24 protein-coding genes are annotated in these 21,484 nt (G+C 61.9%); 13 read left to right on the top strand and 11 right to left on the bottom strand.

Going from position 1 to position 21,484, the window contains the following annotated elements:
* The first annotated feature begins 28 nt into the window (after window positions 1–28).
* Window positions 29–877, top strand: a complete 849-nt coding sequence (locus BLW24_RS02225; RefSeq protein WP_090376161.1) for a mechanosensitive ion channel family protein — start codon at window positions 29–31, stop codon at window positions 875–877.
* Window positions 878–915: 38 nt separating this feature from the next.
* Here the strand turns inward: BLW24_RS02225 and BLW24_RS02220 are convergent, their stop codons facing one another.
* The 7 genes from BLW24_RS02220 to BLW24_RS02190 all read right to left on the bottom strand — a co-directional run bounded on the left by BLW24_RS02220 (window position 916) and on the right by BLW24_RS02190 (window position 7,333).
* Window positions 916–1,872: a DUF808 domain-containing protein gene (locus tag BLW24_RS02220; protein WP_090376158.1), complete on the bottom strand. Its 957-nt coding sequence runs from the start codon at window positions 1,870–1,872 to the stop codon at window positions 916–918.
* Window positions 1,873–2,913: 1,041 nt separating this feature from the next.
* Window positions 2,914–3,825 carry a glycerophosphodiester phosphodiesterase family protein gene (locus BLW24_RS02215; RefSeq protein ID WP_090376155.1) on the bottom strand — a complete coding sequence of 304 codons (912 nt, stop codon included), beginning with the start codon at window positions 3,823–3,825 and terminating at the stop codon, window positions 2,914–2,916.
* 171 nt (window positions 3,826–3,996) lie between these two features.
* On the bottom strand, window positions 3,997–4,569 hold the full coding sequence (locus BLW24_RS02210; RefSeq protein ID WP_090376151.1) for a HupE/UreJ family protein: 573 nt from the start codon (window positions 4,567–4,569) through the stop codon (window positions 3,997–3,999).
* Between the two features lie 27 nt (window positions 4,570–4,596).
* The gene (ureG, locus tag BLW24_RS02205; protein WP_090376147.1) at window positions 4,597–5,211 is read right to left on the bottom strand and encodes an urease accessory protein UreG; all 615 of its coding nucleotides are present in this window, start codon (window positions 5,209–5,211) and stop codon (window positions 4,597–4,599) included.
* 19 nt (window positions 5,212–5,230) lie between these two features.
* The gene (locus tag BLW24_RS02200; protein ID WP_090376143.1) at window positions 5,231–5,905 is read right to left on the bottom strand and encodes an urease accessory protein UreF; all 675 of its coding nucleotides are present in this window, start codon (window positions 5,903–5,905) and stop codon (window positions 5,231–5,233) included.
* A gap of 87 nt (window positions 5,906–5,992) precedes the next feature.
* On the bottom strand, window positions 5,993–6,493 hold the full coding sequence (gene ureE / locus BLW24_RS02195) for an urease accessory protein UreE (RefSeq protein WP_090376139.1): 501 nt from the start codon (window positions 6,491–6,493) through the stop codon (window positions 5,993–5,995).
* Between the two features lie 177 nt (window positions 6,494–6,670).
* Window positions 6,671–7,333 carry a TetR family transcriptional regulator gene (locus tag BLW24_RS02190; RefSeq protein ID WP_090376136.1) on the bottom strand — a complete coding sequence of 221 codons (663 nt, stop codon included), beginning with the start codon at window positions 7,331–7,333 and terminating at the stop codon, window positions 6,671–6,673.
* 141 nt (window positions 7,334–7,474) lie between these two features.
* Between BLW24_RS02190 and BLW24_RS02185 the strand changes: the two genes are divergently transcribed.
* Window positions 7,475–8,590, top strand: a complete 1,116-nt coding sequence (locus tag BLW24_RS02185) for a ferredoxin reductase (RefSeq protein WP_090376133.1) — start codon at window positions 7,475–7,477, stop codon at window positions 8,588–8,590.
* 17 nt (window positions 8,591–8,607) lie between these two features.
* Window positions 8,608–9,696, top strand: a complete 1,089-nt coding sequence (locus tag BLW24_RS02180; protein ID WP_090376130.1) for a fatty acid desaturase family protein — start codon at window positions 8,608–8,610, stop codon at window positions 9,694–9,696.
* 122 nt (window positions 9,697–9,818) lie between these two features.
* Here the strand turns inward: BLW24_RS02180 and BLW24_RS02175 are convergent, their stop codons facing one another.
* On the bottom strand, window positions 9,819–10,547 hold the full coding sequence (locus BLW24_RS02175) for a class I SAM-dependent methyltransferase (RefSeq protein ID WP_244161066.1): 729 nt from the start codon (window positions 10,545–10,547) through the stop codon (window positions 9,819–9,821).
* 121 nt (window positions 10,548–10,668) lie between these two features.
* On the opposite strand from BLW24_RS02175, the gene BLW24_RS02170 reads away from it, so the two are divergent.
* The gene (locus BLW24_RS02170; RefSeq protein ID WP_090376128.1) at window positions 10,669–11,559 is read left to right on the top strand and encodes an esterase/lipase family protein; all 891 of its coding nucleotides are present in this window, start codon (window positions 10,669–10,671) and stop codon (window positions 11,557–11,559) included.
* A gap of 138 nt (window positions 11,560–11,697) precedes the next feature.
* Here BLW24_RS02170 and BLW24_RS02165 read toward each other — a convergent pair whose 3' ends face one another.
* The 3 genes from BLW24_RS02165 to BLW24_RS02160 form a co-directional block, all read right to left on the bottom strand.
* Window positions 11,698–12,024 (bottom strand): Rieske (2Fe-2S) protein, encoded by a 327-nt coding sequence (locus BLW24_RS02165; protein ID WP_090376124.1) that lies wholly within the window; start codon window positions 12,022–12,024, stop codon window positions 11,698–11,700.
* A 126-nt stretch (window positions 12,025–12,150) separates the two neighbouring features.
* Window positions 12,151–12,495, bottom strand: coding sequence for a hypothetical protein (locus BLW24_RS26935; RefSeq protein WP_338062095.1), 345 nt, complete (start codon window positions 12,493–12,495; stop codon window positions 12,151–12,153).
* Window positions 12,417–14,342, bottom strand: a complete 1,926-nt coding sequence (locus BLW24_RS02160) for a TonB-dependent hemoglobin/transferrin/lactoferrin family receptor (protein ID WP_338062044.1) — start codon at window positions 14,340–14,342, stop codon at window positions 12,417–12,419. Before BLW24_RS02160 ends, BLW24_RS26935 begins: the two co-directional genes overlap by 79 nt.
* Before the next feature lie 130 nt (window positions 14,343–14,472).
* Between BLW24_RS02160 and BLW24_RS02155 the strand changes: the two genes are divergently transcribed.
* Genes BLW24_RS02155 through BLW24_RS02115 form a run of 9 tightly spaced genes read left to right on the top strand, consistent with a single transcriptional unit; the run spans window position 14,473 to window position 21,276 of the window.
* Window positions 14,473–15,165: an energy transducer TonB gene (locus BLW24_RS02155; protein ID WP_090376121.1), complete on the top strand. Its 693-nt coding sequence runs from the start codon at window positions 14,473–14,475 to the stop codon at window positions 15,163–15,165.
* 21 nt (window positions 15,166–15,186) lie between these two features.
* The gene (locus tag BLW24_RS02150) at window positions 15,187–16,257 is read left to right on the top strand and encodes a hemin-degrading factor (RefSeq protein WP_090376116.1); all 1,071 of its coding nucleotides are present in this window, start codon (window positions 15,187–15,189) and stop codon (window positions 16,255–16,257) included.
* 1 nt (window position 16,258) lies between these two features.
* Entirely contained in the window at window positions 16,259–16,900 is a 642-nt protein-coding gene (locus tag BLW24_RS02145; RefSeq protein WP_167360312.1) for a MotA/TolQ/ExbB proton channel family protein, read from the top strand.
* Window positions 16,897–17,328, top strand: a complete 432-nt coding sequence (locus BLW24_RS02140) for an ExbD/TolR family protein (protein ID WP_167360311.1) — start codon at window positions 16,897–16,899, stop codon at window positions 17,326–17,328. The genes BLW24_RS02145 and BLW24_RS02140 overlap by 4 nt, the downstream gene beginning before the upstream one ends.
* A complete protein-coding gene (locus BLW24_RS02135) occupies window positions 17,315–18,214 on the top strand; it encodes a heme/hemin ABC transporter substrate-binding protein (RefSeq protein ID WP_090376108.1) in 900 nt (299 codons plus the stop codon). The genes BLW24_RS02140 and BLW24_RS02135 overlap by 14 nt, the downstream gene beginning before the upstream one ends.
* Window positions 18,211–19,155 (top strand): FecCD family ABC transporter permease, encoded by a 945-nt coding sequence (locus BLW24_RS02130; RefSeq protein ID WP_090376105.1) that lies wholly within the window; start codon window positions 18,211–18,213, stop codon window positions 19,153–19,155. The genes BLW24_RS02135 and BLW24_RS02130 overlap by 4 nt, the downstream gene beginning before the upstream one ends.
* The gene (locus BLW24_RS02125) at window positions 19,155–19,922 is read left to right on the top strand and encodes a heme ABC transporter ATP-binding protein (protein ID WP_090376102.1); all 768 of its coding nucleotides are present in this window, start codon (window positions 19,155–19,157) and stop codon (window positions 19,920–19,922) included. Before BLW24_RS02130 ends, BLW24_RS02125 begins: the two co-directional genes overlap by 1 nt.
* Window positions 19,923–19,932: 10 nt before the next feature.
* Entirely contained in the window at window positions 19,933–20,814 is an 882-nt protein-coding gene (locus BLW24_RS02120) for a ChaN family lipoprotein (RefSeq protein ID WP_090376099.1), read from the top strand.
* Between the two features lie 54 nt (window positions 20,815–20,868).
* Window positions 20,869–21,276, top strand: a complete 408-nt coding sequence (locus tag BLW24_RS02115) for a nuclear transport factor 2 family protein (RefSeq protein WP_090376095.1) — start codon at window positions 20,869–20,871, stop codon at window positions 21,274–21,276.
* Window positions 21,277–21,484 lie beyond the last annotated feature (208 nt).

The following is a 21,484-nucleotide window of genomic DNA, read 5'->3' as shown; positions in this document are numbered from 1 at the left end:
CCGATGAACATTCATTGGGAGTTGCACTATGGAAGAAACCAACCTGATCAATCTCGGCACCGAGAAAGTTGCCGATCTCTACAACCTGGTCGCGCAGTACGGCGCGGTGTTTGCCATCAAGATCATCTCGGCAATTGCCTTTTGGGTGATCGGCCGCTGGCTGATCGGCTTTGCCGTTGGCATGGTGCAGAAGGCCCTGGGCCAGCAGCGGGTCGACCCGATCGTGCTGCGCTATGTCGGCAACTTTATCTCGGTGACCCTTAATATCATTCTGGTTATCGGTATTCTTGGTTACTTTGGCGTGCAGACCACCAGCCTGGCGGCGCTAATTGCGGCGGTCGGTCTGGCCATCGGCATGGCCTGGTCGGGGCTGCTGGCCAACCTGGCGGCGGGCGGTTTTATCATCGTGCTGCGGCCGTTCAAGGTGGGTGACTTTATCAGCGCCGGTGGGGTTACCGGCACCGTCACCGAGATCGGCCTGTTCGTCACCGCGATCAATACCCCGGACAACGTGATGACCCTGGTGGGTAACAACAAGATCTTCTCCGACAATATCCAGAACTTCAGCCACAACGCGTTTCGCCGGGTCGATCTGCAGGCGCAGCTGTCCGGTGCGGCAGATTACAAAGCCGCTGTGGCGCTGCTCAAGGAACGTATTGCGGGTATCGCCAATGTGCTGAGCGAGCCGGCGGTGGATGTGGAAATTATCGAGTTCAATCTGGTTGGCCCGGTGCTGGCAGTGCGTCCGTATTGCCACCCCGACCATTACTGGCAGGTGTATTTCGATAGTAACAAGATGATCAAGGATGCCCTCGGCGAAGGCGGCTTCCCAGCGCCGATGCCGGCGCAGACGGTGATCATGCAGCAGGCGGGGTAACAGAGGAGGCCGGCCGCCAGGGGGCGGCCGGGGCTGGATCAGGCTTGCGTCTTGCTCGGTTTCACCGCTTTCCAGATGCGGGTCGCCAGGTTGACCAGCAGTAGGGCAATGGCCCCTGCGATAATCCCGGCGATGGCATTCAGCAGGGTTGGCAGCAAGGCCGCGAACAGGCCGCTGCTGGATGCAACACTCTCAGTTAGTGCATTTACCCATTGTTGGGCTGAGTCCACACCATGAACAAGGATGCCGCCGCCGACCATAAACATCGCCGCGGTGCCGAGAATCGACAGGGTTTTCATCATGTATGGCGCGGTAAACAGAATGCCGCGGCCGATGCTGCGTTGCAGGCGGCCGCCCAGGCCTTCGCCAGTGCGCTGATTGAGGTAGAGGCCGGCGTCGTCCAGCTTGACGATACCCGCCACCAGGCCATAAACCCCAACCGTCATCACTAGGGCGATGGCGGACAGCACCGCGACCTGCTTGCCGAAACTGGCCAGGGCCACGGAGCCGAGGGTGATGGCAATGATTTCTGCCGAGAGAATAAAGTCGGTGCGAATCGCGCCTTTGATCTTGTCCTTCTCGAACGCCAGCATGTCCACTTCAGGGTCGGCCACGGCGTGCAGCAGTTCTGCATGCTGCGCCTGGTCCTCGGCTTTGCTGTGGAGGAACTTGTGCGCGAGCTTCTCGAAGCCTTCGTAGCAGAGGAAGGCGCCGCCGAACATCAGCAGCGGCGTCACCGCCCAGGGCGCGAAGGCGCTGATCAGCAGGGCGGCAGGCACCAGAATCAGTTTGTTCTTGAACGAGCCCTTGGCCACCGCCCACACCACCGGCAGCTCACGTTCGGCGCGTACGCCGCTGACCTGCTGGGCATTCAGCGCCAGGTCGTCGCCGAGTACTCCGGCAGTTTTCTTGGCGGCGACTTTGGTCATTACCGCCACATCGTCGAGAACGGCGGCAATATCATCGAGCAGGGTTAACAGGCTAGCGCCGGCCATGGGTCGGATTCCTTTCTACGGTTTCTGGGGCGAATCACCCGGCATAACTGCAGACAGAATTGCAGGTGATAGTGCGCAGATTTATACGTGAGTCAGCATGCATCAGCCATAGGCGGCAAATCCAGGTTTGCCGCAGTGCACGAAAAAATCGGTTGCGAGTGCGATGCAGGAGCGACGGCAATGCTATTGCGGCACCGCCCCGGATATGTCGGTAGATAGGCTGGCGATATGGGAGGGGCTTTAGCCGCGATTGACCTTAATAGGGCGCTGAAAGCGTCGCGGCTGAACCCCCTACCACGGAAACGGCAGCTTTTGCGTCGTAAGACTAATCGTTACTGCTGCCGCTGGCGCCACTGGCATAGGCAGCGAGCAGGCTGCGTAACAGGTCATTGAGAGGCATGGGCATATCTCCTTGGTAGGTAGAGTGACATTACGCCTGTGCCCGGCGGCTGGGCTGTTGATTGTCTTGATGAGGGTCATAGCCGGAAGCCGCTTTGGTGTTATGTACAGCCATTGCGGCAGAGTTTGTTCAGTTGTGCACAAAGACTGTGGAGCGAACTGTGGATAAGGTGGGCGTAGGCGTATGCAGGCCTAGTCGTTTGGCTGTTTACGGTGTTTGTACGCTTTTTGATCAGTCGGTTATTGACCGTTAAAACAACAGGTTAGCCTGGTTATTCAGGGTGTTATGGGGTAGCACTGAAGTTGTCCACGACTATTGTGGGTAGAGCTGTTGATAACTCTGGTATGCCTGCCTGAAGGGCTGATAAAACCTGGTTTTGCGCCGTTTGGTTAATTTTTAAGCAGTCCGCTGGCGCCATGAAATACGTCATTTCCAGTGCCCCGAGTCAAGCAATAATCGCGCTATTTCAAGGGTTTGCTGCCGTGCTGCAGTACGCGGTGGATAACTTATCCCAGGTTGCTGTGGAGTGATCTGTGGATAAGCTGCGCACGCTTGTGTTCAGGCCACAGTGGGCGTGGCCTGAACACAGTAGGTTGTTTTTTGTACAGTTGGGCTGGGGCGCAGCAGATCGTAAAAGGCTTTTAGTCTTCCAGGGCGCTGATCTGCGTTGAGCGTCCGAGCACCTGCAGGGCGCGATCCGGGTAGTCGGTGATCAGCGCGTGTGCACCCAGGTCGAGCAGGCGGCGCATGTCCGGTTGTTCATTGATGGTCCACAGTTGCACGTTAAGCCCGCGCTGTGCGGCGGTCTTGAGCAGGCTTGGGCTGGCAACGGGCAGGCCACCGTGGGCTTCGGGAATCTGCAGCGCCTGGTAAGAGGGCGACAGCAAGCTGCCCAGGCCGACCCAGTTGAGCGCCACCAGCAGGCGCACCGAGCCTGGGCCTGCGGAGGTCGCAACGCCTGGGCACTGTTCACGGAACAGCTGCAGGCTGCGGTCATAGAAACTGCCGACAATCACCTTGTCGCGTTGCTGGTTCGCTGCAAGGGCATCACACAGCTGCGCTTCCATACCGACATCCGGCACCTTGATTTCAATCACTTTGGGGATGTTGGGGAAACGTTCGAGCACTTCGGTAAAGGTCGGGATACGCACACCCTGGCCGCGGTAGGGGTAGCTTTGGCCACCATCGGCGCTCCAGCGATAACCGGCGTCCAGTGCTTGCAACTGCGCCAGGCTGAGCGCGGCAACCGGGCCTTCACCATTGGTGGTGCGCTCCAGGGGGCTGTCGTGGATCACCACCAGTTCGCCGTCGCTGGACAGGTGCAGGTCCATCTCCAGCATGTCTACGCCCAGGTCGCTGGCGCGCTCGAAGGCAAATAGGCTGTTCTCCGGCCACAGGCCTTTGCCGCCCCGGTGGGCAATCACCAGCGGTTGCTCGGCAAAGCTGCTGAGCACCGCCGCCGGTTGGGCCGGTTTGCTGGTCAGGGCCAGTACGCCGAGGGCGATGGCCAGCAACAGCAGTGGAACAGAGAGAAAGCGGGTAACGCGCAGCATGGTCAGGGTCCAGGACAGTCAATGGGGGAGGGGCTTTAATACGCCTTGACTATGACAAAGCCATGGCGGCTGGGCGAGAGGCGAAATGCGCCAGCCTAGCGACCTTTGCGGTCAGGCATTGCTGGCGTGGAGGATGCGGGTGGAAGCTGGTCGTCCACCCGCGCCAGCAACTCAGCCGGCCAACAGCCAGGCGCCGGTTACGGCCGAGGCGGCGCCGAGTATGCGCACCACCGGTGCAGCGGCCTGCGGCAGCAGACGCACCAGGGCATAGCCGCTGGCGTGCAGGGCCGCAGTGGCCACCACGAAACCTGCGGCATAGCCCCATGGGCTGGCCAGTTCCGGCAGCTCCAGGCCGTGGGCGACGCCATGGGTCAGGGCAAACAGCGCAGTCAGGGCGATGGCGATCACCATCGGCAGGCGGATGGCGACTGCCACCAGCAGGCCGAAGGCCAATACCGAAGCGGCGATGCCGGTTTCCATCAGCGGAATCTGCAGGCCGTTAAAGCCCAGCAGGCCGCCAATCAGCATGCTGCCAACAAAAGTCAGCGGCAGCGCCCAGCGCGCCGCGCCGGATTGCTGCGCAGCCCACAGGCCGACGGCGAGCATCGCCAGCAGGTGATCAAGGCCGAAGACTGGATGCGCCAGGCCGGCCATCAATCCAGAGTGATCGTGGCCCGCGTGGGCGAAGGCCACCGCTGGGCTGAGAAACAAAGCAATGGCGAACAGGGTTTTGCGCAGGTTCATGGGGTGTCTCCTTGACTGAGTAGGTTCTCAAGCGGCCGTGAGCATGCCGTGCCGTTCGATAAAGGCGATGATCTGCTCAAGGCCTTGGCCGATCTTCTGGTTGCTGAACACGAATGGCTTGTCGCCACGCATCTTCAGGGTGTCGCGTTCCATTACCTCCAGTGAGGCGCCGACCAGCGGGGCCAGGTCGACCTTGTTGATCACCAGCAGGTCGGACTTGCAGATGCCAGGGCCGCCTTTGCGCGGCAGCTTGTCGCCGGCCGATACGTCGATCACATAGATGGTCAGGTCCGACAGCTCCGGGCTGAAGGTGGCCGAGAGGTTGTCGCCGCCGGACTCGACGATGATCAGGTCCAGGCCTGGGAAACGCCGGTTGAGTTGATCCACCGCTTCCAGGTTGATCGAGGCGTCTTCGCGGATCGCCGTGTGCGGACAGCCGCCGGTTTCTACGCCGATGATCCGCTCCGGCGCCAGGGCCTCGTTGCGCACCAGAAACTGCGCGTCTTCCTGGGTGTAGATATCGTTGGTCACCACCGCCAGGTTGTAGCGCTCGCGCAGGGCCAGGCACAGGGCCAGAGTCAGGGCGGTCTTGCCGGAACCGACCGGGCCACCGATGCCGACGCGCAGGGGTTGGCTGTTCATCTTCAAGTTTTCCTTATCATCAAGAGCGGAATAAGCGGCTGTACTGGCGCTCATGCGCCATGCTCGCCAGGGCCAGGCCGAAGGCGGCACTGCCCCAGTGTTGCGGTTCCAGCTCGCTAGCCTGGCGCTGGGCCTGATCGAGCAGCGGCAGCAGTTGTGTGGTCAGACGCTGGGCGGCTTGCTGGCCCAGCGGCAGGGTTTTCATCAGCACCGCCAGCTGGTTTTCCAGCCAGCCCCAGAGCCAGGCGGCAAGGGCATCCTCTGGCGCGATCTGCCAGGCTCGTGCCGCCAGCGCCCAGCCAATGGCCAGGCCGGGTTCGTCCAGTTCGCTGAACAGCAGCTGCGCCGGCTGATCCAGCTCGGGTAGGCCACTGAGCAGCTGCTGCAGGGAGTAGCCCATTTGCCGGTTTTCCAGGCGCAGTTCGCGGGTTTCACGGCTGGCGCGTTGCTGTTCGGCGAGCTGGCGCAGCTGGGCCCAGTCCTCGCTGGCGGCGGCCTGGCAATGGGCGAGCAGCAGCGGCGCCTCGAAGCGCGCGAGATTCAGCAACAGCTGATCGGCAATCCAGCGCTCAGCGCTTGCGGCGTCATCGACCAGACCCTGTTCGACGGCCATTTCCAGGCCCTGGGAATAGCTGTAGCCGCCAATAGGTAATTGAGGACTTGCCAGTCTCAGTAGCGCCCAGGCCTTATTCATCGGTAGGCCTTGCTGTCGAGAGCGCTGTAGCCGATTGGCTTTTCGCCAGTGGCGGGCTGGCCAGCCGCAGTAGCTGCCAGACTTTATTCACTTGCGCGCACCAAACTGATGCAGGCGCGGCGTATAGCTGAACTCGGCATCGCCGGCATGGGAGTGGTGGTGGCCTCCGCCGTAAGCGCCTTGCTCGGGTTGGTAGGGCGCCTCGATCAGTTCCACCATGGCGCCCAGCTGTTCGAGCATGGCCTTGAGCACGTAGTCATCCGGCAGGCGCAGCCAGCCATCGCCGAGTTGCAGGGCGACGTGGCGGTTGCCCAAGTGGTAGGCGGCGCGCATCAATTCGAAGGGGGTGGCGCAGGTAACGTGCAGCAGCGGCTCGGCGCGGGCGACCACGCGGACGATGCGGCCGTCTTCGGCTTGCAGGCATTCGCCGTCGTGCAACGCCGGCTGGCCACGTTCGAGGAACAGGCCGACATCTTCGCCGGTGCGGCTGAAGCAGCGCAGGCGGCTTTTGCTGCGGGCCTCGAAGCTCAGTTCAAGTTCGGCGTCCCAGTGTGGCTGGGCGGCAATACGGCGGTGGATCACCAACATGGGGCAGTTTCCGGCAGGGCAATACCGGTTATAGAGCAAGTGCCTTGCCAAACTGCTGTTGCGCCACGCAGAGCGGGGCGCCTGGGGTGGGTGTGGCTGAAATTAGAGCGTGATGAGGTTTGGTTTGGTGCGCTTGTTTGGGTTGTGCGTGTTTTTGGTGCGAGCTACGGGCGGTGATCAGTCGCGGGTTTGCCCGAGGCCTTGCCAGTGCTTTGCACCGATAAAGATAAAGCGCAGCTGCTCGATCATTTTGACCTCGGGCGAGGCGTGCATCGGCAGGGGCGCTGCAGGAGGGTCGATCAGTTCTGGCAGGGTGGCGAATACGGTTTTTACCACCAGGTCGGCGATCACGTTCTGCGCCGGGGCGTCGAAGTGTTGCAGTTTCGGCATGGCCGCAAGATCCGCCACCAGGTCGGCGGTGATGCGTTCGCGCAGCGCGCCCACGGCCTGGCGTACCAGCAGCGAGCCGCCGTACTGCTCGCGGGCGAGAAACAGGAATTGCGAACGGTTGGCCGCCACTGCGTCGAGGAAGATGCGCACCGAAGCGTCGATCACGCCGCCCACTTCGAACTCGTGATGGCGTACCTGGCGAATGGTTTCGCGGAAGGTTTCGCCGACCTCGGCGATCAGCGCCAGGCCCAGGGCGTCCATATCCTCGAAGTGCCGGTAGAAACCAGTCGGCACGATGCCGGCGCAGCGCGCCACTTCGCGCAGGCTCAGGCTGCCAAAGCCACGGCCGCTGCCCATCAGGCTGCGCGCTGCGTCCATCAGGGCGTGGCGGGTTTGCAGTTTTTGTTCGGCGCGCGGTTGTAGTGGTTTCAAGCGGGCATGGCTCTGCATGGCGAAATCAGCGCAGCACTCTAACAAACGCTCATTGTTTACGTCGAACCGTGCATGCGCCCCTGGCTTTGAGTGTACGACTGTTGACTGAATTGGCGCGCTCTGCCAGTCTGGTGAGCAATTGTTCACTGGAGTCTTGCCATGGCCCTTCTTCCTTTTGCCTGGGTACGTGGGCTTGCCAGCCTGCTGTATCCACTGCGCGCGCTGGTCGCCCACGGCTGGCTGCGGGAAAGTGATGTCGATGCCGGGTTGAAGTTGCTGCACCCGGCGCTGCGGCTGAATCGGGTGTTCGCGCAGGTTACCCAGCGCCAGTGGGTGGCCGATGACATGCTCGAATTGACCCTGCAGGCCAATGGCAACTGGCACGGCGCGCAGCCGGGCCAACACCTGCAGCTGTACCTCGAGCGCGATGGCGTACGCCTGAGCCGCAGTTACAGCCTGACTGCGGTGCAGCCGAAAGGCCGTGTGCAGATCGCGGTTAAGCATCAGGCCGCTGGCCGCGTCTCGCCTTACCTGCTGGAGCATCTGGCGGTGGGCGATGTGCTGGAGTTGGGGCCTGTGTATGGCGAGCTGAGCTGGCCCGAGGCGCAACAGGGCGTGTTGCTGTTGGCTGCGGGCAGTGGCATCACGCCGCTGCTGGGCATGCTGCGCGCCGCGCTGGCTCAGGGTTTCAGCGCACCGATCACGCTGCTGCATTACGTGCGTGAGCAGGGTCAGCGCGGTTTTGTCGCTGAGCTGCAGGCCCTGCAGGCGCAACACAGCAATCTGCAGGTGCGTTGGTCGCTGACCGCTGCCGGGGCTGAGTCGGGAGCCCTGACTGGGCGTTTTGCTGGCGAGCATCTGACCGAGGTCACGCAGCTGGACCAGCGCCGTGTGCTGGCTTGCGGTCCGGCGGGGTTTGTCGCCCAGGTGCAGCAGTGGTGGCAGGCCGCCAGCTTGCCTGGTGCGTTGCAGGTTGAGGCCTTCACTGCGCCCATGCTGCACGCCGACGTCAGCTTGCGCCAGGTGCGTTTGGGTTTTGCTCGTAGCCATCAGCAGGCGACTGCCAATAATCAGCACAGCTTGCTGGAACAGGCCGAGGCCCATGGCCTGCAGCCGGTGCATGGCTGTCGCCAGGGCATCTGCGCCAGTTGTACCTGCACCTTGCTTAGCGGCACGGTGCGCGATTTGCGCAGTGGTGCGCTGTTTAGCGAGCCCGGGCAGCCCATACGCTTGTGTGTAAGTGCCCCTCACAGCGACGTCGAAATTGATCTTTAACTTGCGAGGGAACTCCTATGCGTCGTGACCGTGAACTCTCCATGGATGAAATGCACGCCTTCGGCAACGAGCTGGACGTCTTGCGCCAACGCACCCTGGCTGATCTGGGCGAGGCAGATGCGCGCTATATCCGTCGTATCCGCGCTGCGGTGCGCTGCTGTTGCTGGAGCGGTCGGGCCTTGCTGATGCTTGGTTGGTTTCCGCCGACCTGGTTGCTCGGCACCTTGCTGCTGGGCCTGGGCAAGATTCTGGAGAATATGGAGTTGGGCCATAACGTCATGCACGGCCAGTACGACTGGATGAATGATCCCGAATTTGCCGGGCGCAGCTATGAGTGGGATATCGCCGGGCCTAGTGACTTCTGGCGGCACACCCATAACCATGTGCATCACACCTGGACCAATGTACTGGGCATGGATGATGACGTGGGGTATGGCGTGGTGCGGCTGTTTCCCGAACAACGCTGGAAGCCGTTCTACCGCTGGCAGCCGCTGTGGGTGACGATTCAGGCGCTGTTGTTCCAGTACTCGGTGGCGATCCAGCACTTGCGTCTGGACAAGGTCTACAAGGGCAAGCTGAGCAAGGCCGAGGTGCGCCCGCTGATCAAACAGTTCAACGCCAAGATCCTGCGGCAGTGGGGTAAGGATTACCTGTTCTTTCCGTTGCTGGCGCTGCTTATCGGGGCCAATGCCGTGGCGGTGCTGGCCGGGAATACCGTGGCCAACCTGATCCGCAATCTGTGGACCTTCACGGTGATCTTCTGCGGTCACTTTACCGAGCAGGCGGCGGTGTTCAGCAAGGAGTCGGTGGTCGGCGAGAGCCGCGGTCACTGGTACCTGCGTCAGCTGCGCGGGTCCAGCAACCTGAATGGCGGGCCGCTGTTTCATATCCTCACCGGCAACCTGAGCCATCAGATCGAACACCACCTGTTTCCCTATCTACCGGCTCGGCGCTATGCGGCGATGGCCGTGAAGGTGCGCGAGATTGCCGAGCGCTATGGACAGGTCTACAACAACGGCAGCTTGTGGAAGCAGTTCGCGACGGTGCTTAAGCGGATCTGGATCTACCGCCGCCGTCCGTTAGAGGCTATGCCGGCTGGGCTTTGAAATCGCCCCGAGCAAGCAGCTCTATGTAGGGTGGATGACGCTGACGCTTCACCCATCCACCAACGGCAGTGGTGGATGAAAGCAGCGCCTTCCACCCTGCGCGGGGTTTGCCTGGGCGACAGTCAGCGGGTAAAAACGCAGGTCAGATAACGGTTGCTAAAGCCGTAGCGCAGCATCGAATACAGCCGGCTGAACAGGTACAGCGGGCGCTTGCGGTAATACAGCAGCACAGCATTGCCGACCCCTTCGCTGCGGTGCTGTTTCTGTTGATCGACCTGTTTCGAAAACAAACCTTTGAACTGCCACCACTGAATCTGTTCCAAGTACTGGCTGGCATGCAGCCCCTGCTGGCGGAACAGCGCATAAAAGCTGCGTTTGCTGAAGTCATGCAGGTGGTGGGGGTTGCCGTCCAGGGTCGGGGTGATTGGCACCGAAGCGATGACCTTGCCGCCCTCGGCCAATAAGCGTGCATAGTTGGCCAGAAGCTGTTGCGGACGCGGCAGGTGCTCGATGGCTTCCAGGCTGACGATGCAATCAAAGCCCTGCTCGCTGGCGAATTGTTCGGCATCGGTACATTCATAACGCAGGTTGGACAGTTGGTAATGCGCGCGGGCGTAAGCGATGGCCGCCGGGTCGATGTCCACGCCGGTAACTTGCATGTGCGGGTTGCGCTCGGCCAGCAGGGCGGTGCCATAGCCGCAGCCACAGGCCATATCCAGCACGCGCTGGCCGCTGAGGTGCTCGGCGGCGAACTCATAGCGCTGCATGTGAATATGCTGGCTGGCCTGGTCATCCGGGTTCTGCGGGTTGAGATCCTTCGGGTAAATCCGTTCGATGGTATGCATGGTCATGGCAGCGCAAAGAGAAGCCGGGACTATATGCCAGGCGGCTCAGTTTTCCCACGAACTGTATTGGCATACTTCGTGGTTCAGCACTTTCTTTCTTGGCGGTATGACACAAGGATGGTTTGCTATGTCGACATCTTCTGCACCCCGTTATCCCCTGGTCCTGGTGCCAGGTTTACTCGGTTTTATCAGCCTGCTCGGTTACCCCTACTGGTACGGCATCGTCACGGCGCTGCGCCGCCTCGGTGCAACAGTCTTCCCGGTACTGGTGTCTTCGGTGCACTCCACTGAGGTGCGCGGCGAGCAACTGTTGCTGCGTATCGCCGATGTGTTGCAGCAGACTGGCGCAGAAAAGGTCCATCTGATCGCTCATAGCCAGGGCGCGCTGACGGCGCGCTATGCGGCCGCGCTAAAATCCGAGTGGGTGGCGTCCGTGACCTCGGTAGCCGGGCCGAATCATGGTTCGGAATTGGCGGATTTTCTCAAGCGCAAAGCCTCGCATGGCAGCCTGCGTGAGCGCGTGTTGAGTGCTTTATTACGCGGCGTGGCGCGTTGTATGGCGTGGCTGGAGCGTGGTTATAAAGGCGAACCACTGCCGATCGATGTGGCGGCGGCGCAGCAGTCGCTGACCAGCGAGGGCGTGGCAGCGTTCAATGCGCAGTATCCGCAGGGCTTGCCTGAAGTCTGGGGGGGCGAAGGCGCGGCTGAGGTCAATGGCGTGCGCTACTACTCCTGGTCCGGCACCATTCAGCCAGGTATCACCAATAAAGGCGGCAACCGCTTCGACGGGCCGAATGTCGCCTGCCGACTGTTTGCCAAAACCTTTCAGCGCGAAGTTGGCCAGTGCGATGGCATGGTCGGCCGCTACAGCTCGCACCTGGGAACGGTGATCGGTGATCAGTACCCGCTGGATCACTTCGACATCATCAATCAGACCTTCGGCCTGGTCGGCAAGGGTGCTGAACCGGTCAAGTTGTTTGTTGAGCATGCTCAGCGCCTGCAGACCGCAGGGCTTTAGAACCTATTTACGATCTGCTGCGCGTCGGCCCTACGGCGTTAAAAGCAGGCTCGGATGCTCATTTACAGCCAGTAAACTCCGCGTCCTCGCCTGCTTTTGCCTTGTATGGCTCTAGCTCGCGAGATCGTAAACAGGTTCTTAGGCTTCGTTTAGATCAACCCAGATGCCCTGTTCATCTTCGTGGATGGCAAGCTCTTGCAGCGACTGCCCGGCGCAGGGGCCGGCGACGCATTCGCCGGATTCGATCAGAAACAGTGCGCCGTGGGTGGCGCATTGGATCAGGCTGGCGCTGTGATCGAGAAATTGGTCGGGTAGCCATTCCAGCGGGATGCCACGGTGCGGGCAGCGATTGCGATAGGCATACAGCTGGCCGTCCTTGCGCACGGCAAACAGCTTCTCACCTGCAACTTCGAAGCCCCGGCTCTGGCCTTCGGCCACTTCATCCTGTGCACATAAACGCAACATAGCAACCTCCCCGACAGGCCGGTATTATGCCGCCCTGGCGGGGAAGTGAAAGAGGAGGGCGCATCCTTGCGCCAAGTGGAACGCTTTTTTGCGGCTAGTTAATAGCGCGGTAGATATGTTGCCGGGTCAGATTTCCCAGACCAGATTGACGGCGGCGTGGCGGCCCGGCTGGCTGAAGCGGCCCAGGCTTGGGCTATTTTCAGTCAGGCCGCGTACATCACCCCACTGCCAGTACTCTTTGTCGGTCAGGTTGAACAGGCCGGCATTCACAGCGAAGGCATCAGTCATCTGCCACCAGCCGTTGAGGTCGAGTACGCCATAACCCGATGTCTCGACGTGATTGGCGGTTTGGGTCATGTCGACGCGGGTTTTCGCCGCCACCAGGGTCCAGCTCAGCTCGCCACCAAACTTGCCGCTCGGCTCGCTGTAGCCCAGGCCGAACACACCTTTGAGTGGGTCGACACTGTTGATCGGCTGGCCTGTGCCTTCATCCTTGCCGCGGGCATAAGCCACGCTGCCACGGGCTTCCAGCCAGCAGGAAGACCCAGTTGGTCGAGGAACAGCTCACCTTTGGCTTCCGCACCGCGAATGGTCACGCGATCACGGTTGACGTATTGGAACTCGCCGAAGGGGAAACCCGGCACGCTGGAGGGGTGGCTGATCTGCTCAATAAAGTCGTCGTACTGGTTGTAGAACAGCGCTGCACCAAAGCTGCCGAGGGCGTACTGGCCGCGCAAGCCCAGCTCGAAGCTGTCGCTGGTTTCCGCCTTCAGGTTGGTATTGGCCAGGGTGCGGTACATGCCGGGGTTGGCGAACTCGCCAAAGATCTCGATTGCCTGTGGCGCGCGGAAGCCTGCAGCGTACTGACCGTAGACGCTGTGGGCGTCGTCGAGCTGGTAGGTCACGCCAAACTTGGGCGACAACGCCGAATCCTTGAAGTCGCTCGGATTGCGATCCGTTGCCTGGCTGTTGAGGTACTTGTCGGTGACGTGCGGGCTCATCTCATAGTGGTCATAACGCAAACCCGGTAACAGGGTCCAGCGGCCAATGCTGATGCTGTCCTGAGCGAACAGCGCGTATTCCTTGGTGGTCGGATCGGGGAAGTCGCTGGTGGGCAGAACTGGTGTGGTCACGCCGGTGGCCAGTACGGTCTCGCCGCCTTTGCGCAGATCCGCGTTCTTCAGGTGTTTGACGTCCAGGCCATAAACCAGCGCATGTTGTGTGCTGCCGATGCTGAATGCCTTGTCCAGCTTGGTATTGAACGCCCAGAGCTTTTCTTCGTAGTACGAGTCCCGTGTGCGGTAGCGCGGCTGGCCGCCGACCACGCGGTCCTCGAAGGTTTGCTGACGGGTCTGGCTGTCTTGGTAGCTGAGCTGACTATGAATCTGGTCAACCAGCAGGGTATCGAGTTGCTGGGTATGGGCGAGGGAGTAGCGTTCACGGTCGACGCGGTCTTCGGCATCCTGGGTACGGATGGTCGCAGTGTTGCTGTAGTTGCTCAGCACGCGGGTATCGGTGTCGTCCTGATAACGCTCGTAGGTCAGCTGCAGGCGACCGCTGTCGCTGTAATCCCAGCCGAATTTGCTCAGCAGGTTATCGGTGCGGTAATCCAGCGGGTTGGCCTGTTCGCGGGTAGCGCCGATTCCCCCCTGGCCGCCGTGGGTGTCGGTGGCCTGGCCACTGCGTCGACCCAGGTGCAGCAAGCCGTCGACCTGGCCCAGGCGGGCGGCGAAGGTGGCGCTGCGCTGCCAGCTGTCATCGCTGCCGTCATAGCCGGTTTTCAGGCGGGCGTAAGCGTCATCGTCTTCGTCCAGATAGTCGCCGGCATCCTTGGTCAGGAAGCTCACCGCACCGCCAATCGCATCACTGCCGTACAGCGAGCTGGCGGGGCCACGAATGATTTCCACCTGTTTGACGGTGTCGAGGTCGACGTAATCGCGTTTGGCGCTGAGGAAGCCGCCGAAGGAGAAGGCGTCCGGCATACCAATACCATCTACCTGAGTCAGTACGCGGTTGCCGCCTATGCCACGAATGGTGAAGCCGGACAGGCCAAATCGATCACCACTGCCGCCGACCGATACGCCGGGCTCGTAGCGCACCAGATCCTTGATGTTCTTGATGTTCTGCTGGTCGATCTGCCGTTCGGTTTGCACCGACACAGTGCTGGGCACCTGGTCGAGGGTCTGCTCGGTGCGGGTGGCCGTGACGGTCACGGTATCGAACTGGTTCGGCGCTTGTTCTGCGCCAAGGGCCAGCGAGGGGCTGAGCAACAGCAGGGCAAGCCAGGGACGGCGGGCGAATGGAGGACTTCTGTGCATGGGGACTCCAGGATCGTGCAGGTGGTTTCTGTGACCACCGGGTTGGCATCGGCGGCAAAACTAAACGACATTGACGTGCGAATGCAAATAATTATCAAATGGATTTAATTCGGTTTGACTGAGCTCTTGCATGCTGCGTTTGTCGCTATTTCTGCTGCTGTCGCTGGCGCTGCATATCGCCGGCTGGCTGCTGCATGGCGACGCCCAACCGCCTGCTTTGAACGCTACGCAAAGCCGCGAAGCCCCTCAGGTGTTACGCCTGGCTGCAGTGCTGCAACAGGCCGCACCGGCGCCGGTCAAGCTGTCAGAGCCTGCGCAACCGCAGCGCCAGGCGGTGGTGCCGAGCAAGGTCCCGGTAGCCAAGCCCGCCGCGCAGGTGCCAGTGGTCAAGCCGATGCTGGCGAAAGCGGTCGCGCCGACCAGGAGCGCGCCAGCTCAGGCTTTGGCAAGCAAGGTGGCCAGCCAGCCAGCTGCGGTTGTCGGCTCAGCTCCGTCCGCGCCGACCAAACAGGTGGCAGCACAACCGGCCGCTGAAATGCTCAGCGCTAAACCGAGCTTTCGTGAGCCGCCACGCCAGCCGAATTACCCGTCCCAGGCGCGGCGACGCAATCAGCAGGGCGTGGTGTTGGTCGAGGTGCGCCTGGATGAACGCGGCCAGCAGCGCAGCCTGAATGTGCTGCGCTCCTCTGGCGTAGACAGTCTTGATCGCGCCGCCCTGGAGGCGGTTGCCAAGTGGCGTTTTAACCCTGAAAGAACCGGCGGCCAGGCCGTGCCTAGCCGTGTACAGATCCCTATTCAGTTCGCTTTGACGGCGAGCCGTTGATTAATCAGTGAGGAGTTTTTCATGAGCACACACGCCCAATCCGTCGCGCCCAGCAATGATCTGTATCTGGCCTGGCAGGTGCTGCGCAGCGAGCAGCCACGCCTGCGCGCCCGCGATGCCGCCGAGCGCCTGGCCGTCAGCGAGGCCGAGCTGGTGGCCAGCCGCCTGGATGTCGATACCGTGCGCCTGCAGCCTGATTGGTCGCAGTTACTGCCAGCACTCGGTGAGTTGGGCTATGTGATGGCGCTGACCCGCAACGAGCATTGTGTGCATGAGCGTAAAGGCTATTACCGTGAAGTGACGGTGACCGGTAATGGCCAGATGGGCCTGGTGGTCTCGGCCGATATCGACCTGCGCCTGTTCCTCGGCGGCTGGGCCAGTGTGTTTGCCATCGAAGAGCAAACCGGTAAAGGCATCCAGCGCAGCATTCAGGTGTTCGACCGTCAGGGCACTGCGGTGCACAAGGTCTTCCTCACCGAGGACAGCCAGCTAAGTGCCTGGGCACCTCTGCTGGAGCGTTTCCGTATGGCTGAGCAGAGTGTGGAGCTGGAGCTGATGCCATTGCCCCAAGCGCAACCGGTGCAAGCCGATGCTCAGGTGGATGTGAATGCCCTGCGCGTGGGCTGGTCGACCCTCAAGGACACTCACCATTTCTTTGCCCTGCTGAAAAAACATGGCACTACACGCACCCAGGCCCTGCGCCTGGCAGGGCGCGAATGGGCCGAGCCAGTGGACGTGCGCGAGTTGCCGAAACTGCTTGAACAGGCCGGTGCGCGTGAAGTGCCGATCATGGTGTTTGTCGGCAATCGCCACTGCATCCAGATTCATTCCGGCCCGGTACGCAACCTGCGCTGGATGGACACCTGGTTCAACGTACTCGACCCCGGGTTCAACCTGCACCTGCAGACCACTGGCGTGACCGAGCTGTGGCGGGTGCGCAAGCCGAGCAGCGATGGCGTGATCACCAGCTGGGAAGCCTTCGACGCTAATGGCGAGTTGGTGGTGCAGCTGTTTGGTGCACGCAAGCCGGGTATCCCGGAGCGTGAAGATTGGCGCGCCCTGGCCGAAAGCGCGCCAGCGCTGGAGTGCTGAAATGAGCCAGTGGTGGAGTGCGATGGGGCCGCTGGGTTGGCCACTGGCACTGTGCTCGCTTGTGGCGTTGGCGCTGATACTTGAGCGCCTTAGCGTATTTCTACGTTTGCAGCCGCTGAGCAATGCTGCCGGGCGGGCCGCAGTCAGCGCTTGCCGTACCTGTGAGCGCGAGCACTGCAAGGGCCGCGCGCGCGGTTGGCGCTATGGCCTGGCGTTGTTGCTCAAACACAGCGCCTTGCCAGCGGTGCAGCGCGAAGAACTGCTCGGCTGCTGGTTGCTGGAAGAACGTCAGCGCCTCAATCGACAACTGCGCTTGCTGCAGCTGATCGGCATGCTGGCGCCCATGCTCGGCTTGCTCGGTACGGTGCTGGGCATGCTCGAAATGTTTGCCAATATCGCCGGGCAGAACAGCCCGGTCACCCCTGCGCTGCTCGCCGATGGTCTATGGCAGGCGCTGTACACCACGGTGTGGGGCTTGCTGATCGCCATTCCGGCGCTGGCGGCAGGTCAGGGCTTTGCCTTATGGGCCGAGCACTACCTGGAGGGCGTGCAGGCATTGCTCAATCGCTGCCAGCTGGCGTTGGATGGCCTGGAGCTGGAGCTGCCGAGTCATCAGCCGGCCGCGCAGTGGGTGTTGTCGTGATTCGTCTGCCCGCTGCCAGCAGCACCCAGGGCAATCTGTTGCCCGATCTGACGCCGCTGCTCGACGTGATCTTTATCGTGCTGGTGTTCTTTCTGCTGACCGCGCAAACGCCGTTGCTGGAGCTGCCCCTGCAGCTGCCGCAGAGCCGTGAAGCGCTGCCTACAGCGAGTGCCGGCAGCGGCGAGCGCATGCAAGTACAGCTGTCCGCAGAGGGGAATTGGCGCTTTAACGGCACCCCGCAGGCGGATTTCAGCGCGTTACGCACTCAACTGAGCGAAGCCTTTGCTGCCGACAACTCTGCGGGCTTGGACCTGGCGCTGGATCGTCAGGCACCGCTGTCGGCATTTCTCGACCTGATGGCGCTGCTGCAGCAGCAGGGCATTCAGGACAGTCGCATTCTTCTAGAGGCCAATCATGAAACGCCTTAATACTCTGCTCGCCCTGTGTGCGAGCCTGTTGTCCTGTGGATCAGTGATGGCCGCCGAACCGTTGCCGCAACGCTGGATCAGTTCCGGCGGCTCGCTCAGTGAGTGGGTGGTGGCGCTGGGTGGCGAAAGTCGTCTGGTCGGGGTGGACAGCACCAGTCAGCATCCAGAGTCGCTGCGCGCACTGTCGAGCATCGGTTATCAGCGCCAGCTGGCAGCCGAAGGCATGTTGACGCTGCGCCCGGATATGTTGATCGGCAGTGAGGAAATGGGCCCACCGCCGGTGCTGGCGCAATTGCGCGGCGCGGGTGTGCGGGTGGAAATGCTCTCGTCCAAGGCGAATCTGGCCAGCCTGCATGCCAGTCTGCAGCACATCGGCACGTTGTTAGGCGAGCCGCAGCGCGCCGATCAGGCCTTTGCGGCCTATCAACAGCGCTTGCAGCAGCAGGCCGACTGGCTGATTGTCGCGCAACGTCAGCAAATGGCTCCGGGAGTGTTGCTGTTGCTCGGGCATGCGGGTGGTGGTCCGATGGCCGGTGGCAAGGACACCTCGGCCGACTGGTTGATTGAGCGCGCCGGCGGGCGCAACTTGGCCAGCCACAGCGGCTTCAAAGCGCTGTCCACCGAAGCCCTGCTGGCGCTGGATCCCGAGGTGGTGATCATCGCGGACCGCAGCCTGTCCGGTGACGCCGCGCGTGAGGCATTGCTGCAGCAGAACCCGGCGCTGGCGGCGACCCGGGCGGCGCTTAACCAGCGTTTGCTGATGCTTGACCCTACGCTGCTGGTCGGTGGTCTCGGCCCGCGTATGCCGGATGAGCTGGCGGCCTTGTCCGCAGCCTTTTATCCTGCCAGCCAACCCCTGGTCGCCGAAGCTAAGTCCACGCCATGAATCCTGTTATTCGACCGCGCTCACTGTTTATCGCACTGAGCCTGCTGCTGGCGCTCGCGCTCTGGTTATCCCTGGCGCTGGGGCCGGTCAGCCTGCCGCTGCTGGATACCCTCAAGGCAGCGCTACGCCTGTTGGGTCTGGCGCAAGCGGGTTATGACCTGGCTCAGGCCGAACTGATCCTCGGCCAGATCCGCCTGCCGCGCACCCTGCTGGGGTTGCTGGTGGGCGCTGTGCTGGCGCTTTGCGGAGTGGCAATGCAGGGGCTGTTCCGCAACCCGCTGGCCGATCCCGGATTGATTGGTGTATCCAGCGGTGCGGCCCTGGGCGCGGCGCTGGCGATTGTCGGCGGCGCCGCCTTGGGCGGTTTGCCGCAAGCCTTCGCGCCCTATCTGTTGTCGCTGTGTGCCTTTATCGGCGGCCTGGGGGTGACCGCGCTGGTCTATCGTCTGGGCCGGCGTGATGGTGAAACCAGTGTGACGACTATGCTGCTGGCCGGTATCGCGCTGAATGCTCTGGCGTTCGCCTGCATTGGCTTGTTTACCTACCTGGCCGATGACGCCACCTTGCGCACCCTGACGTTCTGGAACCTGGGCAGCCTCAATGGCGCCAGCTACGCGCGTCTGTGGCCGCTGCTGCTGGTCACGGCGGCGGTGGCGCTGTGGTTGCCGCGTCGAGCCAAGGCACTGAACGCCTTGCTCTTGGGCGAATCCGAGGCGCGTCACCTGGGCTTTGCGGTTGAACGGATCAAGGCCGAGCTGGTGTTCTGCACGGCCCTGGGCGTTGGCGCAGCGGTGGCCGCAGCGGGGATGATCGGCTTTATCGGCCTGGTGGTGCCGCATCTGGTGCGTCTGCTGGCCCCGGCGGAACTGCCGATCGGTATTGTCACGGCGCTGATTGGCGCGCCGTTCTTCCTTTATCTGTTGTTGCGGGGGCGTACCTGATGCTGCGCGCGGAAAATCTGGCGGTACAGCGCGGCCCGTGTACGGTGTTGGCGGATATCAACCTGGAACTGCGTCCGGGCGAAGTACTCGGCGTACTGGGGCCCAATGGCGCCGGCAAGAGCACCTTGCTGGGTGCTTTGTGTGGCGAGCTGCAGCCGAGCCACGGCGATGTCTGGCTGGATCAGCGACGGCTGCAGGACTGGCCGGGCAGTGAGCGTGCGCAGCGTTTGGCGGTATTGCCGCAGACCTCGACGCTGAACTTTGCCTTTCGCGTGGAAGAAGTGGTCGGCATGGGCCGTTTACCTCACGCCAGCGGGCGTGTGCGTGATGCGCAGATCATTCATCAGGCGCTGGAAGCGGCCGATGCCTTGCATTTCGCCGGCCGCAGTTACCTGGCGTTATCCGGCGGCGAGCGTCAGCGTGTACATCTTGCGCGGGTGCTGGCCCAGCTCTGGCCGGGTGGTGAAGGGCAGATGCTGCTGCTCGATGAGCCGACCTCGATGCTCGACCCGCTGCATCAGCACACCACGCTGCAGGCCACCCGCGCCTTCGTCGAGCAGGGTGCAGCAGTGCCGGTGATCCTGCACGACCTCAATCTGGCTGCGCGTTATTGCGACCGCTTGTTGCTGTTGGAACGCGGTCGACCCCATGCGCTCGGTAGCCCTGAGGACGTGCTGCGCGCCGAGCCGCTGCAGGCCGTGTTCGGTCTCGAAGTGCTGGTGCAGCAGCATCCAGAACGGGGTCATCCTTTAATTGTTGCTCGCTAAGGTTGTGTCTATGCGTATTGCATTACTGCTGGTGGCGGCGCTGCTGAGCGCCTGTCAGGCTTCGTTACCCGTGTTGCCTGCCTGGCAGAGCCCGGAAGGCTTGCAGCATCCTGAACTGGGGCAGATTGTCGAGTTGCGCACCGGCGCGCGGCTGACGCCTGAGCAACTGCTGACACGTCTGGCTGCAGCGCCCAAGGTGCTGGTCGGCGAGCGGCATGACAATCCCGATCACCATGCGCTGCAGCTCTGGTTGTTGCGCGCGCTTGCAGCGCAGCGGCCACAAGGTAGCCTGTTGCTGGAAATGCTGACGCCGGATCAGCAGGCCAAGGTCGATCAGGTGCGCGCTGCCATCACTGCCGGGCAGGCGCCGCAGGACATGCTTGGTGCTTTGAACTGGCAGCCGGGCTGGGCTTGGTCTCTGTACGGGCCCATCGTGCAGCATGCGCTGCGTCAACCGTATCCGTTGCTGGCAGTCAACCTTGAGCGCCGCGAAGTCATGCAGATTTACGCCCAGGTGCCGCAACTGCAAGCCCAGGTATCCACGGCGCAGACGGTGCGCGAGGCGCTGTTCAAGCAAATTCGCGAGTCGCACTGCAACTTGCTGCCGGAAAGTCAGTTGCCGGCGATGCTCGCCGTGCAGCAACAACGGGATCGGCGTATGGCCGAAGCGCTGCTGGCTGCGCCGGAGCCAAGTCTGCTGTTTGCTGGTGCTTTCCATGTGCGCCGGGAGTTGGGCGTACCGCTGCATCTGCAGGATTTAGGTGCTGCTGAAGCTGTGCAGGTGCTGATTCTTGCGGAGGTCGGCAGCCAGGTAGCCGCTGAGTCCGCCGATTACGTCTGGTACACGCCAGCGCAGCCTGAGCAGGATCACTGCGCAAAACTGCGACCCTAGCCCGATTTGCCTGCGGCTGAGCAGGTAGTCTGCGGTTTTTACCGGAGACCGCCGATGCCAGCCGCTACCCATGCCCTGCTGACCCGCTATTTCAACGCCCTCAACGAACGTGATAGCCGTGCCTGTCTGGCCCTGCTCAGCGACGATGTGTTGCTGGATATCAACCAGGGCCCGCGCGAGCAGGGTGTGCAAGCCTTTGCTGACTACCTGGAGCGCACCCAGCGCTGCTACCGCGAAAGCATCGACAATCTGCAAATCCTTACCGAACCGAGCGGGCAGCGCGCCGCTTGTGAGTTCACTCTGAGCGGCGAATACCTGAGCACCGATGATGGCCTGCCGGATGCCTGTGGTCAGAGCTATCAGCTGACGGCAGCAAGTTTCTTCGAGATTCGCGATGGCAAGATCTGTCGCGTAAGCCAGCACTTCAATCTGCCGGAGTGGTTGGCGCAGGTCGACTTCTAGAGACTGTTAAGCGTACTTTTCGACAGGTAAAAAAAGACCCGGCAAGAGCCGGGTCAATAACCGTGATTAGCCTGATGAGGAGATAATCTGAAGAGGCCGACTGAAGGTCTCTTAAGCTTATCGGCTGATCTCGCGACCAGTTGTGCCAATAATAACGGTTCTCATTTTCAAGTCAACACCCTTAATCCAACTTTTTTATCAGCCTGCC

Source organism: Pseudomonas anguilliseptica, assembly GCF_900105355.1.
Classification (GTDB): domain Bacteria; phylum Pseudomonadota; class Gammaproteobacteria; order Pseudomonadales; family Pseudomonadaceae; genus Aquipseudomonas; species Aquipseudomonas anguilliseptica.
This window is presented reverse-complemented; position numbering and strand designations above follow the sequence as displayed.

Coding starts and splice junctions, on each gene's coding strand:
- BLW24_RS02220 (WP_090376158.1), bottom strand. CDS start 1,872: ATGGCCGGCGCTAGCCTGTTAACCCTGCTCGATGATATTGCCGCCGTT.
- BLW24_RS02155 (WP_090376121.1), top strand. CDS start 14,473: ATGCTGCGTTTGTCGCTATTTCTGCTGCTGTCGCTGGCGCTGCATATC.
- BLW24_RS02170 (WP_090376128.1), top strand. CDS start 10,669: ATGTCGACATCTTCTGCACCCCGTTATCCCCTGGTCCTGGTGCCAGGT.
- BLW24_RS02125 (WP_090376102.1), top strand. CDS start 19,155: ATGCTGCGCGCGGAAAATCTGGCGGTACAGCGCGGCCCGTGTACGGTG.
- BLW24_RS02200 (WP_090376143.1), bottom strand. CDS start 5,905: ATGAATAAGGCCTGGGCGCTACTGAGACTGGCAAGTCCTCAATTACCT.
- BLW24_RS02165 (WP_090376124.1), bottom strand. CDS start 12,024: ATGTTGCGTTTATGTGCACAGGATGAAGTGGCCGAAGGCCAGAGCCGG.
- BLW24_RS02135 (WP_090376108.1), top strand. CDS start 17,315: ATGAAACGCCTTAATACTCTGCTCGCCCTGTGTGCGAGCCTGTTGTCC.
- BLW24_RS02120 (WP_090376099.1), top strand. CDS start 19,933: ATGCGTATTGCATTACTGCTGGTGGCGGCGCTGCTGAGCGCCTGTCAG.
- ureE (WP_090376139.1), bottom strand. CDS start 6,493: ATGTTGGTGATCCACCGCCGTATTGCCGCCCAGCCACACTGGGACGCC.
- BLW24_RS02160 (WP_338062044.1), bottom strand. CDS start 14,342: ATGCACAGAAGTCCTCCATTCGCCCGCCGTCCCTGGCTTGCCCTGCTG.
- BLW24_RS02225 (WP_090376161.1), top strand. CDS start 29: ATGGAAGAAACCAACCTGATCAATCTCGGCACCGAGAAAGTTGCCGAT.
- BLW24_RS02180 (WP_090376130.1), top strand. CDS start 8,608: ATGCGTCGTGACCGTGAACTCTCCATGGATGAAATGCACGCCTTCGGC.
- BLW24_RS02145 (WP_167360312.1), top strand. CDS start 16,259: ATGAGCCAGTGGTGGAGTGCGATGGGGCCGCTGGGTTGGCCACTGGCA.
- BLW24_RS02185 (WP_090376133.1), top strand. CDS start 7,475: ATGGCCCTTCTTCCTTTTGCCTGGGTACGTGGGCTTGCCAGCCTGCTG.
- BLW24_RS02150 (WP_090376116.1), top strand. CDS start 15,187: ATGAGCACACACGCCCAATCCGTCGCGCCCAGCAATGATCTGTATCTG.
- BLW24_RS02175 (WP_244161066.1), bottom strand. CDS start 10,547: ATGACCATGCATACCATCGAACGGATTTACCCGAAGGATCTCAACCCG.
- BLW24_RS02190 (WP_090376136.1), bottom strand. CDS start 7,333: ATGCAGAGCCATGCCCGCTTGAAACCACTACAACCGCGCGCCGAACAA.
- BLW24_RS02130 (WP_090376105.1), top strand. CDS start 18,211: ATGAATCCTGTTATTCGACCGCGCTCACTGTTTATCGCACTGAGCCTG.
- BLW24_RS02215 (WP_090376155.1), bottom strand. CDS start 3,825: ATGCTGCGCGTTACCCGCTTTCTCTCTGTTCCACTGCTGTTGCTGGCC.
- ureG (WP_090376147.1), bottom strand. CDS start 5,211: ATGAACAGCCAACCCCTGCGCGTCGGCATCGGTGGCCCGGTCGGTTCC.
- BLW24_RS02210 (WP_090376151.1), bottom strand. CDS start 4,569: ATGAACCTGCGCAAAACCCTGTTCGCCATTGCTTTGTTTCTCAGCCCA.
- BLW24_RS02115 (WP_090376095.1), top strand. CDS start 20,869: ATGCCAGCCGCTACCCATGCCCTGCTGACCCGCTATTTCAACGCCCTC.